Source organism: Bacillus sp. JJ1474 (assembly GCF_036965225.1).
In the GTDB taxonomy this organism is placed as follows: Bacteria; Bacillota; Bacilli; order Bacillales; family Cytobacillaceae; genus Cytobacillus.
In genome coordinates, this window is record NZ_JBALPC010000149.1 from 1 (window position 1) to 13,917 (window position 13,917).

Genomic DNA, 13,917 nt, shown 5'->3' on the forward strand with positions numbered 1-13,917 from the left:
AGTTTTTTGAATTTGAGTATAAAAATAGCCGTATTTGGTCTTGAATCGTCCATAGATCGAATCAAAAAATATGCTCATAAAAGAAGTGATATCGAAATCATCCCCTTTATTTATGAACATGCCAAGAATAGTAAAGATTTAGTTCTAAAGGCAATGGGATCAAATGTTTTTCTATTTACGGGTCCTCTTCCATTTCTATATGCACAAGAGGAATTGAAGCAGGTCAATATACCAGCTGTCTATGTTCAGTTTGATGAATTCATGGTTTCCACATCATTTTTTAGATTAAAAAATGAACTGAATCAAAATATACAACGCTTGTCTATTGATATTATGAATGAATATCATATTACTGAAGTTTTGAATGAATTGGAAATTATCGACCGGAATATTTATACGTACGGATACGGAAAAGATCAGCATTTTGATATTGAAAGTATTGTCGATTTTCATACCCAATTATGGGAAGAAGGAAAAATTGATTATGTATTAACAACAATTGGTGAAGTAGAGAAAAGTATCCGTGAAAAAGGAATTCCATGTTCACGTATGAAAATTCCTAGCCGAAACTTAGAAAGAGCGATTGAAGAGGCAAAAGTAAACGGACAGTTAAAAATAAGTCAAAGCTCTCAAATTGTAGTTGGCTTTATAAAAATAAAAAACTTCGACAGCATTGTGGAAGAAAAAGGAGATTTCTTTGGTCAAGAGCTCTTATTACGTCTGCATCAATTATTGCTGAATTTTGGTCACAATGTATTTGCCTCCATCATAAACAATGGATCTAATCATTTCTATATTTTCGGAACAAGAGGAATTCTTGATTATGTGACTAATCAATTTCAGGATTTCCCTCTAATTCGTGAAATTGAAAATGAGTTGAATGTTTCAATTAATATTGGCTTTGGACTTGGGTTAACAGCTAATCAAGCAGAACAGCATGCCAAATTAGCATTAATGCAAGGGAAGCATTCAGAAAGCAGCAGCTGCTATATCGTGAATGAACATAGAAAGATAATTGGGCCTTTAGGGGATAGGAGCAAACTAGTACATTCAAAATTATTTAAGGAATTAACCGAGAATGTTGAGTTCAGCAATGAAGCAGCAGCTAGGTTTATTGAGTTTAATCAAATACGGGAAAATGCAGCTTTTTCCGCAGAGGTTTTAGCTGATTATTATAGTGTGACAAAGCGAAGTGCTGAAAGAATGATTCAAAAACTTCTTAACCACCAAATGATAAAAGTAGCTGGGGAGGAAAAGCCTTACCAGCAAGGTAGGCCGAGAAAATTGTATCAACTTATTTTAGGAGATGAATAAATCGTGTTAAGCAAAATTGCAAAGGTAAACACATATGTCGTTGAAGTACCTCTAGAAAATGAATGGAAAATATCTCTTTACGCAGCAAAAACGCGAAAGCATGCAATAGTTGAGGTTATTACAGAGGATGGAATTCGCGGTTATGGCGAAGCATCACCATCACCTGCGTTTATGGGTGAAACAGCGGAGACTATAAAATTAGTGAATGATCTTTATTTAGCACCTGCAATAATAGATAAACAGATTAATCAACTAAGTTTGATTCACGAACAAATGAACGCTGCTATCTATGGGCAAAGTGCAGCGAAATCTGCCATTGATATTGCCATCCATGATGCATGGGGGAAAACTCTTAATCAGCCAGTCTATGATTTAGTTGGAGGCAAATACCGTGAGGAAATCCCTTTAGCCTATGTTGTTGGGATTAAGGATAATCAAAGCGCCTATGATGAGGCTTTGCAAAAAATTGAAGAAGGCTTTTCATTGATCAAAATAAAGGTCGGTAATGAACGAAAAAGAGATATTGAATTAGTAAAGCTTATTCGTAAAGCCATTACCGATTCTAAAAAGGATGTAAAAATTCGATTAGATGCTAATCAAGGCTACAGTGTAACGGATGCGATCTATGTCATTAGGGAACTGGAGACAACTGGAGAGCTTGAATCCGTTGAGCAGCCTGTTAAAAAATCAGAATTAAAAGGTTTAAAGAAAATTAGAGAAACTGTCGAAACTCCAATTATGATTGATGAAACTGTATTCAGTGCTGAGGATGCATTATTTGCTATTCAATATGGATGTGCAGATATAGTGAACTTAAAAACTTGTAAAGTTGGAGGCATCCATCAATCTAAAAAAATAGCAGCTATTGCTGAAGCATCAGGTATAAGCTGTGCAATTGGAAGTAACCTAGAGCTTGGAATCGGAATAATCGCAAGTATGCATGTTGCTGCTAGTACTCCAGTCATTAGCAGGCATAATGATTTTATTTGTGGTGCTTACCTTCATACACATGATATTACATCCATTGCAGCTAGAGATTTAGTGAAGGATGGAAAATTGCAGGTATCTGATGGACCTGGATTAGGGATTGAACTTAATATGGATTTAATTTCTTAAGCAAAGGTTGGATGTATCATGAAAATCAATATAGAGCGATTAATGCAGGAAATCGAATACTATGCACAATATGGACAGAAGCCTGGAGAAGGGATCACAAGACCAAGCTTTTCTGAAGCTGATTATAAAGTTAGAGAAGTTTTTATAAATCAACTAGAAAAGATGGGTCTACATGTACAAGTGGACACGATCGCCAATATTTGGGCAAAGATGCCTTCAGAAAATGAAAATACGTCAACTATTGTAATTGGCTCACATTTAGATACTGTACCTAATGGTGGTAAATTTGATGGGGCTCTAGGAGTTCTTGTTGCAAAGGAAATCGTTCAAACATTGCTTGAAAATAACATTTCACTTAATCACCATTTACAAATTGTTTCCTTTACCGCAGAAGAGCCAAATGATTTTAATTTATCTACAATGGGCAGCCGAGCGCTAACTGGAAAACTAACATATTCTCAGCTCATGAATGCAAGTGATTCAAATGGATTCCAGCTTTCTAATGCTGTTAAAAAGGCCGGCGGAGATTTAGAAAAGATTTCAGAGATCAAAAGAGAAGATTTGGCTGCCTATATTGAACTCCATATCGAACAAGGAAAACGGTTAGAGAAACAAGATCTTTCGGTAGGTGTTGTGAATCAAATCGTAGGGATTTATCGGGATCAAATTCAAGTGTTTGGAGAAGCCAATCATTCAGGAACAACGATGATGAGTGATCGGATGGATACCTTAACTGCAGTAAGTGAAATGGTTCTTGCTGTAGAGAAAGTGACAAGAAGTTTTAATACGGATGCTGTTGCGACAGTTGGCAAGCTTAATGTCCATCCGAATGCAGCAAATATCATTCCAGGCCGAGTAGATTTTATTCTGGAAATAAGGTCAGCAAGCAGAGAAGAGAGGAAAGCAATAAAAGAAGCAATCTATAAAGAGTTTGAAAGAATTCAAGAAGCTCGAAGGGTTAAAATCATATCTAAAAACATATTAGATCAGCAAGAGTGTACTTTTGATTCAGATATTGTGCAATATTTGCAGCATGCAGCCGATTCATTGGAGATTCCTTATACTACTTTTGCTAGTATGGCAGGTCATGATGCCACTCATTTAGCAGATATAACGAAATCAGCTATGATCTTCGTCAAAAGTATTGACGGAAAAAGTCACTGCCCTGAGGAACTCAGTCTTGCTGAAGATATTGAAAAAGCAGCAAACACCATGCTTCATGCAGTATTGTTGGCAGATAAGGAAATAGATTAGATACAAAAATATGCAGGTCAACTGGACATCCAATGTTTTTCATTGGATGTCTATTAATTTTTTAAAAATAAAAGAGGTTTAGTTTAAGAGGAAAGATAATGTCATTAGTTTGTGTTGGCTTATTATGTCGCATTCGGAGGAAAATGTGTAGTAGGATGGGATCACAACATTTAAACAAACTTTGGCAGACACCCAGCTCTAAAATTAGCTAGTATCCGCTTAATTTGGGCGCTATCTGTAGGATTGGCTGATAAACTGGTAGATTTGGCTGATAAACTACCTAAATTGGCTGATAAATAGGTGGAATTGGCTGACAAACCACTTAAATTGGCTGATAAACATAAAGGCATCCAAAAAAAGTGCTCAATTTGATTTAATAAAGCCTAATTTTTATTCAAATGTAGTAGTTTAATAGTAAATGTTTCCCCATTTTCGAGATTGTATCAAGAATTAGGAAACAAAGCCTACTTTTCAAGCTTTCATCAGAAATTGGGAAGCAAAGCCCCCTAAAATAGCCTCAGTTTTTAACCGCAGAGTTGGAACTAAAGTCCCTTTTTCCCCTATCCCATTTTTTGAAAAATTTTAACTATCTTAATTATAAGTAAAGCAAATTTTATGTGTTACAGTGAAAATGTATATTACATCAGGGGGAGAAAGGGTTATGTTTAAATCTATTAAGGGGAAGCTGATTGGTCTTTTTGTCATTCTTTTAGTTTTGACCGTATTGGCTGTTAGTGTATTGGTTGACCATCAAACAAAAAATCAAATAGAAAAAAATGTTGTTGAGCAAACCAATAGTATTGTTGCCGAAATGGCACACTCCCTTCAACTGGCAATGAGCCAATATGAATTGAGCATGAGATATGTGGCTGATTCGAGGGAAGTGGAAGATTATCTTGAGATGTCTGGAACAGAGACAAAAGTAGATGCAGAAAATGAACTAGACAGGGCTTTACATAACTTTTTAGATAAATATAAGGATGTAACTTCTATTTATGTAGCTACTCCAATGAAAGATTTGCAGATTATGCCTAAGGCTGATTTAGGGGCTGATTATGATCCAACCTCAAGAGATTGGTATAAACTCGCGGTAGAAAATGCTGGTCAAGCTGTTTGGAGTGAGCCATATATTGATTCAGCCACGAATGAACTTGTAGTCACTTCATCATATGCCATTAAAAAGGGCAGCGATATTGTTGGCGTTATTGGCCTGGATATGAAATTGACTGATATTACAAAAATGATTGAAGAAGCTAAAATTGGCTATAACGGGTATTCTTTTGTTTTTTCTAAGGAAGGCACAGCCATTGTCCATCCGGAAAAACAAGGTGAAAACTTAATGGATTTGCCTTACATTAAAAAAATATACAAAGAAGAAGCTGGTGTTTCTTCATATATGGATGAAGGTGAAGACAAGCTGCTTGTTTTTAACACTATTCCAAGTACATCTTGGAAAATTGGAGCAGCCTATACATCCGATGATCTATTAGTAAGCGCTAAACACATTAGAATGAATATTTTTATTATCTCCTTACTTGCTTTGTGGGTTGCTAGTGCTATTACTTACTTTGTGGCATCAAGGATTACGAAGCCCATTATTTCTTTAAAACAAGCTGTTAATCGTATGGCTAGCGGAGATTTAACCGTGTCAGCAGCAGTTACGACAAAAGATGAGATTGGTGAGTTAAGCTCGCAATTCAATCAGATGGTAGGCAATATGAAATCCGTCCTAATGTTCGTGAACACTTCAGTGAATAACGTGAAAACATCGGCCGAAAACTTAAGCGCAGTATCCGAGGAAACGAATGCATCCAGTGAGGAAATTGCGGCGGCTATTACTGAAGTAGCTAAGGGAGCTTCAACTGCGGCACAAGAGGCAGAGGCGGCTAATCAATTATCCGACCAATTAGGCAATAAAATTAATGAAATTAGTGCACATGCTGCAGACATGACAGGTCTAGCAGAAAAGGCAGATGAGATGAATCGAGAGGGTATTCACGAAGTAAATAATTTAAAGAGTTCCTTTACAGAATCTCGTCAATACCTTGAGTCAATGGAAGAAGTCATTCATGATCTTGAAGGGAAAATTCAACAAATTGAGCTAGTGATCACAACGATTACCGACATTAGCTCTCAAACAAACCTGCTTGCTTTAAATGCTAGTATTGAAGCTGCTCGAGCGGGTGAACATGGGAAGGGATTTGCTGTTGTTGCTGAGGAAGTTAGAAAGCTAGCGGAACAATCTGTTGTGGCAACGAATGAAGTGAAAAAGACGATTACAACCATCCAAAGCGGAGCACTTCTTGCTGTTGAATCCATGAACAAGACAAAGGAAAACTTCACCCAGCAGGCGGATGCCGTTCAGACAACAGAGTCAAGCTTCCGTTCTATTTCGGATATTGTTGAGCAATTAAGACAGTCCATTTTCCGTGTCCATCATGAAATAGACCATATGGCCAATGGGAAGGTGGACGTTATAAACAGCATTCATTCAATGGCTGCGATGGCTGAACAATCAGCGGCCGCCTGTGAGGAAGTCAGTGCCTCAACGGATGAACAGGTCACAGCTATTCAGTCCGTAGCCGATTCCGCAGAACAATTGACCGAACTAAGCGATGAACTTCAAAAAGCAGTTGCTAAATTTAAGCTAGTGTAAATATGGTACAGGGAGATCACCTTTGAGTGGTCTCTCTTTTTTATGGGATGATAAGGATTGGAATGTAGTTTAATTAAACGATTGATTGAGGAGACGCAAACGCAAACGCATGCCGCACAAGGGCTAGAGGAGTTTAAATAAACGTTTGATTGATATGTATGTTCCTACTGGTCTCCCATTCTTAAAGAATAGCGTTAATCAAACGATTGATTGAAGGAGCCCAAACGCATGCCGCACAAGGGCTAGAGGCAGTTTAAATAAACGCTTGATTAATATATGTATTCATATTTTAGTATCCATTTAGGTATTACTCAAAATCAAAAACCAGGAGGATCTGCTAAATTCGTCCTCCTGGTTTTTATTGAATAAAAGAGTCTAAACGCCAAATCCCTCAGAATTCGATAGACAACATTCGGCAATTGAATTGCATAGAAGATTTCTTCTAGTGCTCGAACGATTAATACATTCGGATAAATTTTTCGAACACTTCAATTCATTAAATTTTGTATGCGGATATTCCCGGATTAACTGGGACAGAGCCCCTAGTCCTTAGGAAGCAATAGAACTGTTCTCATGTTTCACTTCTTGCTTCGACGATCCTGTTACAAGACTAACCGCAATCATAACGATCAGGTTCATAATCAAGGCAATTACCCCTACATTTAAGTCTTGGATAAATTGTGGCAAGGCAGGAAATAGGCTTCCGATGGTTGTTTGGCTGATGGCAACGTAGGCAACAGTAGCTACACCAACTGCGATACCTGCGAATGCTCCTTGCTTTGTTACAAAGTTCTTTTTGCCTAAACTAAAGACTAATGGAATGAATAATTGTGTCACTAAGCTGTATCCCATCAAAAGTATAGTAACGAGTGTATCTCCGCCTTGGAATGTGAAAAATAGAGCGATCATGGCGACGACAGGAACTAAGCTCTTTGCTAATTTGGCAACCTGCTGGTCGGTTGCATTCGGAACGAAAACCTTGTATATGTTTTTGGAAATTAGCGTAGCAGATGCCATTAAGATCATCGATCCCGGAACGATGGCCGTTAATAATCCAGCAGCGCCAATTAAGCCGACTACCCATGGATCAAACGTTTGGATAGAAAGTCTTAAAAGTGCAAGGTCACCTTCTGCTCCCTCTAAACCTTTCACTTGTAAAATAGCAGCAAATCCAACAAAGAAAACAAATAATAAAATGAGCTGGTAAAGCGGCATGACAATGGCGTTTTTGCGGAATACTTTTTGGTTTTCCGCAGAATACACCGCACCGAAGTTATGCGGCCACATATAGTAGCCAAGTGCCGTTAATAGTACAGTAGAGATGAACCAAGAAACACTTAATCCACTTTCCGGAAGGATTGAATGTCCCGGTTTTGCAAGTTCGACTGCTTCGAACATTGGCTGAAGCCCGCCATAATAATGGAATGGTAAATAAAGTCCTAGAAATACGACGACACCAAGAACCAAAATATCTTTTATTATCGCTGTCCACGCTGATCCGTGAATCCCTGAAATCATGACGTAAACCGTTACAGATAAAACCCCGATCCAGATGGCTGCCGTCGAAGAAATGGTCCCGTAAGATGCTTCGGAAACGATAATGCCAAGTCCTTTAATTTGCAGAACGAGGTATGGAATGAGGGCCACAACGCCAACGATGGAAACAAACACACCAAGGTATGGGCTCTTATATTTGCTAACAAAAAAGTCTGATTGTGACATTAAGTTATGATCTTTTGCATATTTCCAAACTTTAGGGAGTAAAAAGTAAGACATAACATATGCTAAACACCCGTAAGATAGGATATAAAATGCAGGGCCGCCTTTACCGTAAGCCCAGCCGCTGCCGCCTAGAAATGTAAAGGTTGTGTAAATTTCCCCAGCCATTAACAGGAATACGAGAAGCGTACCAAAGCCGCGTCCTCCGACAGACCACTGTTCAAGCGTCATGTCTTTCCCCTTTTGTGCTTGAATGCCAAGAAATATGGATAATATTAAAAAGCCGAATATAATAATTAATGCGATATTCATGATTCTTTTCCTCCTTTATTCGCAGGGTCAAGCTTGTAAACGACAGCCATCGTTCCTGATGTCAGAAAGACCCACAGAACAAGATAAAAGAGAATGAAGGGCATCCCTAATACATAAGGTGTTACTTTATTAGCAAAAGCAATTCCGCCTAAAATCCCAATAAATGGGATAAAAGCGATCAGGTGATAAAGTTTCATAGTTAGACCTCCAATTCTTAAAATGATTTTGGCAGGTAATGGGTTAAAGCTTGTAGCCTGTCCAGTAAGCCAAGTAATTTGGACAAGTTATTGGTAAACGCCAAAACCTGTCCAATAACCAGTCACTCTTAACCTAAAAATTTAAATGTAGCATGCAGGAATGTTTTGACGCCGATTTCCAATGCATCTTCATCGATCGTAAAGCGGGCGTGATGGTGAGGATACGTAATGCCTTTCTCCTCGTTGCCAGCCCCAACATAGAAATAGCAGCCAGGTGCTTTTTCCATGAAGGCAGAGAAATCTTCTCCTCCCATATTTGGCTTCATCATATCAATCGCCTCTTCACCGAATACTTCACGAACGGTTTCTTCGACAACACTTGTCACTTCTTCATGATTAATGACTGGACGATAGCCAAATTGATATTTGAAATCATAAGAAGCTTCATGGGCTTCTGTGATTCCTTTCACAACGCGTTCCATTTTTCCAGGAATGGATTCACGAAGGCTTGGGTCAAAACTGCGGACTGTTCCGCAAATTTGAACGGATCCTGGAATGACGTTATGTGTTGTGCCGCCGATAAACTGCGTGACCGAAATAACTAAATTATCAAGTGGGTCAGTATTACGGGAGACAATATGCTGAAGATTGGTTACTACTTGGGCAGCGATCGCGATCGAGTCAATCGTCTGATGCGGCAATGCTGCATGTCCGCCTCTGCCGTTCACTGTAATCCAGAATGTGTCAGGTGCAGCCATCATTGGGCCGTACACAATGCCGACTTTCCCGAATTCGAGCGGTGACCAAAGATGAGTGCCGATAACAAGATCAACCCCGTCCATTACTCCAGCCTCAACCATTTCATCAGCACCGCCTGGGAAAAGCTCCTCTGCATGCTGGAATAAAAAGCGGACTTCACCTTTAATTTGGTCTTGCAATCCAGAAAGAATTTTGGCTGTTCCAAGCAGCATCGCCGTATGTCCATCATGGCCGCAAGCATGCATTACACCTGGATTTTTTGAAGCAAATTCAAATGTATTTTCTTCTTGAATCGGAAGAGCGTCCATGTCTGCACGAATCGCCAATGTTTTGCCTGGTTGAGTACCAATCAGGCGAGCCATCACACTTGTTTTCGTTGGACGAGATAGTTCCAAATTGCCAAATGACTCTAACGTTTCATATACATATTGAGCCGTTTGTTCTTCGTGGAATGACAGTTCCGGATTATGATGCAAATATCTTCTCCAAGTAATGACTTCTTGTTTTAGGTCACTTGCTAATTGATTTATATTTGTATCTGTATTTAAAATCATGGATTTCAACTCCTGTTCTGAATGCAGAGGGACGTGTCCTCTTCCTCAAATTCAAAAAAACGTATAAATAAACTTTCTTGTATTTGTAATTATAAAATTTATCAAAAAATATAGTATGTCCTTTTCGACAAAATTTTTAACAAACAATTTATGAAAAACACAAAAAAAGTCCCGTTTCTCTCCAAATCCTTATTAAAAAACACATTTTTTCAATGGAATTTGGTAAAATAACAAAAACTTCGACAAAAGGGAAGGGTGCACTATGAAGGAAACATTAACTCATCGGCAGCTTCAATCATTAATTCATGTTTCGAATGTTTTAAACTCATCCCTTCATATAGATACGATTATTCATTCCATCATGGTCCAAGCCGTTTCCGTTATTGATGCGGCTAATGGCGGAGTCTTATTGCTTTATGACGAAACACAAGGGCGTTTAATTCCTAAAACGGAGAGCAATGTCAATGGGGAAATGATTAGTAAAGTACGGCTAAAGCCTGGTGAGTCAATGTCTGGCCTAGCTTTTTCAGCGGGGAAATGTTTAATTTTTCGCAATAGAGCAGAGGTGGAAAATGCAACAGCAAATCTATCAGAAAAAAATCTTCAATTTATGCTCGATTCCATTCCAAATTTGCCCTATTCTTCTATTTCTGCTCCTATCTTTTTAAAAGAAAAATGCATCGGTGTCATTACGCTGGATTCATTTGAACCTACGCTAGAGTTTATTACAGAAGATATTCATCTTTTAACGGCAATTACTCATCAAGCTGCCGTTGCGATCGAGAAGGCGAATCTTTACAGTGAACAGGAACAAGCCGTAAAGCAGCTTGAATATTTGAATGATACGATCTCTAAACAAAATCAAATGCTCTCCCGTTCGGTTGATATCCATAAAAGGCTTGCGAATCTTGTAATGAACGGAGAAGGTCTAGATTCCATTATTGCCTATTTGCATGAAATGATTGGCCATCCCGTTTTGTTATTTGATGATCTCGGGGAAATGATTTCCTATGCTTACGAACAGTATGTTGACAACAATGATCTGTTATTGATTAGAAAAAAGGCTCAGGAATCCATACATTCACTCAAAACGGTTCACACTTTATTAGAAACGGATTTGAGGGAGAATCCATTTTTAACAATCTTGCCAATTGGGGCAAAGCCCACACTTTTTGGCATACTTATTATTGCATCCCTGGAAGAAATTCGCGATGTGGAAGTTGCCGCATTAGAGCATGCGTGTACCGTCATTTCTCTTGAAATGGTGAAGGAACAGGCTATTTTTGATGCACAGGAAAGATTAAACGAAGAATTTATTGATGTTTTGTTTTCTGGTAAAATGAATCATTCTATTTTACAAAAGGCAAAACAGATGAATTTTGACCCAATGGCTGACTACATGACGCTCATTATACGAATTGACGAATTAGATAACAAGCAAAAGCGAAACAGCATTACTCGCCATTTCGTTCAAATGGCAAATCGTGCGCTTTTAAATAATAATTTGAATGGGATTGCCGTAGGCAGTCAAGATCAAATTGTTCTTCTTTTAACCTTTCAGTCAAAGGTGCCGAGCACCTATGCGCTTCACCAGGTTAAGCAGCTCATATCGAACTTTCAGCAGGAAATTCATTTGAAAAATTGGGGAACGACCATTTCTATTGGGATTGGAAGAATTCATTCGAGTTTATTGAAGGCATCCAAATCCATGCAGGAAGCAGCAAAATGTCTTCAAATTCTTCATAGCTATGGGAAAAAAGGGGAAGTCATCAGTTATAAAGACCTCGGTGTTCACAGGCTTCTTTTCCAAAATTCAGAGGAGGATCTCATTGATTTCCTCAACGAAGTGCTCGGCCCGCTTATAGCTTATGACCAAGCCCGAAAAGGTGAGTTACTCCCGTCGCTTTTCGCCTATTTTGAACATAACCAAAATGCAAAAGAAGCAGCGGAATCCATCCATGTCCATACGAATACGCTCACCTATCGATTAAAAAGAATCGAAGAAATACTTTCAACAAACCTTTCGGATAGTCACCAATTTCTAAACATTCATTTGGCTGTCGATCTTTATCCATTCTTAAAGGATAAGCTTCATCAAATAAGTGAAAGTTAGTGCGGGGGTAAAGATAAAAATGTTCTTAATTAATCACTTACATTATACAAGAATTTGGGGAGGTGCTCCTTTTTTCATACCTTGAATTGCTTGGGAGACAAGGGATTGAAATTATGAAATTCATTCATCACTCAAAATTAAAAACCAGGAGAAACAGCTTAAATTGTCCCTCCTGTTTTAATTCAAAAATCATCAAATCCTAACTCACAAACACTCTCCTGAACGCCACATCCCCAAGAATTTGATAGACATGCACATTCGGCAAATGAACCGCGTATATGGTTTCTTCAGGTGCTCGAACGATTAATACATTCGGATGAACTCTTTCAATCACCTCAATAGGGGTAGGCAGAATCGAGGCATTTACATCACCGCCGATTGCCCAAAAAGAAAGAGTAGAAACTTCATTTTCTTCTAGCTTTTGTTTGGTGTATGCCCGAGGCGAGCTTTCTTTATTAATATGTGCCAAGTCTTCGATTATCGCGCTTGCTGTTGGAAGCATTCCCGCCCCTGGACCTTGAAGGCTAATATTCCCAACAATATCCCCGTCAATGGAAACAGCATTTTGGACACCTTCCACATGGTAAAAGGGATGCTGTTCATTCACAAGCACAGGCTTTACGGTGCAGAGAATTCCACTAGCAGTTCGCTCAATCGAAGCGACATGCTTAAATCGAAACCCTAATGATGAAAAAATTTCAATTTGTTCTGGTGTGATTCCCCGAATTCCCTCTCTGATCGACTCATCCCAGTTCGGTGCTTCCCCAAATGCAAGCTCACTTAAGATCACCGCTTTGTAGAAGGCATCATAGCCGTCTACATCATTGGTTGGATCCGCTTCGGCATAGCCTTTTTCCTGTGCTAGCTTCAATGCTGACACAAATGGTAAGTTTTCTTCTCTCATTTTTGTCAAAATAAAATTAGAGGTTCCGTTAAGAATGCCTTGAACTTTTTCGATGTTGTTTACATTTAGCAAATGCTTAAGTGTTTGGATTACAGGAATCCCGCCAGCGACCGTTGCTTCAAAGCCGAGCGAAACACCATTTTCACTTGCTAACTGCTTTAATTGCCCCCCATGATGGGCAAACATTTCCTTGTTCGCCGTAATCACATGGCAGCCCCTTTTAATCGCCTGCTGCAAATAGGAAAAGCATGGGTCTTTTCCTACAATGGCATCAATCACAACATCAAGCTGTTCAAGTGTAATGATTTTTTCGAAATCATCGGTTAAAAGAACATCTTCATCCGGTTTCTTATGCTTATATACATTTTTCACAAGAATTCCAACGATCTTCACTTCTTTCCCAAATAGGGCTTGGAGCTTCTTCTGATGTGATTGGACAGTCTGATAGACACCCTTCCCAACGGTGCCGTATCCTAATAATGCAATATGAATGGCTGACATGTATGCATTCCTCCTGTTATTTTGTAGTCAATTTGCTATGAATGAGGCAAATTGCCATAGATGGAAAAATAAAAAACCCCCTCTGCATATAAAGACAGAAGGGGAAACAAGAATGAAATAAAAAATCCGTTCCACCTTCTCATCTTCGGAATTGTGATCATTCCTCTGAAATTGGCACCGTGCACAAGAATGCTGGTTGCCGAGGCTTCGCAGGGTCAGTCCCTCCACCTCTCTTGATAAGAAGATTAGCAATTATGAAATTATTAATAATCATATCGATTTCAAGGGGCTACGTCAATATAAAGGTTGCTTTGGCAATTACGCTCTTGCTGATGTACGGTCAATCCATCCATACTAACGACCGCTATTCCTGCAAAACCAAGCAGAGAAACCAAAGAGGGAATCCAGAAAATCGTATTTCGGACTTTAGAATGCCCCTTATATTTTTTAAAGTTTTGATATATCAACATAATACATTTTTACTTTTTAGGGGATTACTACTTTTCAGACAACCACTA

At 38.7% G+C, this 13,917-nt stretch carries 9 protein-coding genes and 1 riboswitch; of the genes, 5 read left to right on the top strand and 4 right to left on the bottom strand.

Going from position 1 to position 13,917, the window contains the following annotated elements; genetic code table 11:
- The 4 genes from V7164_RS17530 to V7164_RS17545 form a co-directional block, all read left to right on the top strand.
- On the top strand, window positions 1-1,314 hold a 1,314-nt coding region (locus V7164_RS17530; RefSeq protein WP_335354730.1), incomplete at its 5' end, for a hypothetical protein.
- A 3-nt stretch (window positions 1,315-1,317) separates the two neighbouring features.
- Window positions 1,318-2,430 carry a mandelate racemase/muconate lactonizing enzyme family protein gene (locus tag V7164_RS17535; protein WP_335354731.1) on the top strand — a complete coding sequence of 371 codons (1,113 nt, stop codon included), beginning with the start codon at window positions 1,318-1,320 and terminating at the stop codon, window positions 2,428-2,430.
- Between the two features lie 18 nt (window positions 2,431-2,448).
- Window positions 2,449-3,684, top strand: coding sequence for a M20 family metallo-hydrolase (locus V7164_RS17540; protein WP_335354732.1), 1,236 nt, complete (start codon window positions 2,449-2,451; stop codon window positions 3,682-3,684).
- A gap of 661 nt (window positions 3,685-4,345) precedes the next feature.
- A complete protein-coding gene (locus V7164_RS17545) occupies window positions 4,346-6,340 on the top strand; it encodes a methyl-accepting chemotaxis protein (RefSeq protein ID WP_335354733.1) in 1,995 nt (664 codons plus the stop codon).
- Window positions 6,341-6,889: 549 nt separating this feature from the next.
- On the opposite strand, the gene V7164_RS17550 is transcribed toward V7164_RS17545, so the two are convergent.
- The 3 genes from V7164_RS17550 to V7164_RS17560 form a co-directional block, all read right to left on the bottom strand.
- Window positions 6,890-8,371, bottom strand: coding sequence for a sodium:solute symporter family protein (locus tag V7164_RS17550; protein ID WP_335354734.1), 1,482 nt, complete (start codon window positions 8,369-8,371; stop codon window positions 6,890-6,892).
- A complete protein-coding gene (locus tag V7164_RS17555) occupies window positions 8,368-8,568 on the bottom strand; it encodes a DUF3311 domain-containing protein (RefSeq protein ID WP_335345187.1) in 201 nt (66 codons plus the stop codon). Before V7164_RS17555 ends, V7164_RS17550 begins: the two co-directional genes overlap by 4 nt.
- Before the next feature lie 128 nt (window positions 8,569-8,696).
- Window positions 8,697-9,881 (bottom strand): M20 family metallopeptidase, encoded by a 1,185-nt coding sequence (locus V7164_RS17560; protein ID WP_335354735.1) that lies wholly within the window; start codon window positions 9,879-9,881, stop codon window positions 8,697-8,699.
- Between the two features lie 262 nt (window positions 9,882-10,143).
- Here V7164_RS17560 and V7164_RS17565 point away from each other — a divergent pair, with 262 nt between their 5' ends.
- Complete coding sequence (locus tag V7164_RS17565) at window positions 10,144-11,994, top strand: helix-turn-helix domain-containing protein (protein WP_335354736.1); 1,851 nt, start codon at window positions 10,144-10,146, stop codon at window positions 11,992-11,994.
- 199 nt (window positions 11,995-12,193) lie between these two features.
- On the opposite strand, the gene V7164_RS17570 is transcribed toward V7164_RS17565, so the two are convergent.
- The gene (locus V7164_RS17570; protein WP_335354737.1) at window positions 12,194-13,399 is read right to left on the bottom strand and encodes a homoserine dehydrogenase; all 1,206 of its coding nucleotides are present in this window, start codon (window positions 13,397-13,399) and stop codon (window positions 12,194-12,196) included.
- A 136-nt stretch (window positions 13,400-13,535) separates the two neighbouring features.
- Window positions 13,536-13,642: riboswitch (SAM riboswitch) on the bottom strand.
- Window positions 13,643-13,917 lie beyond the last annotated feature (275 nt).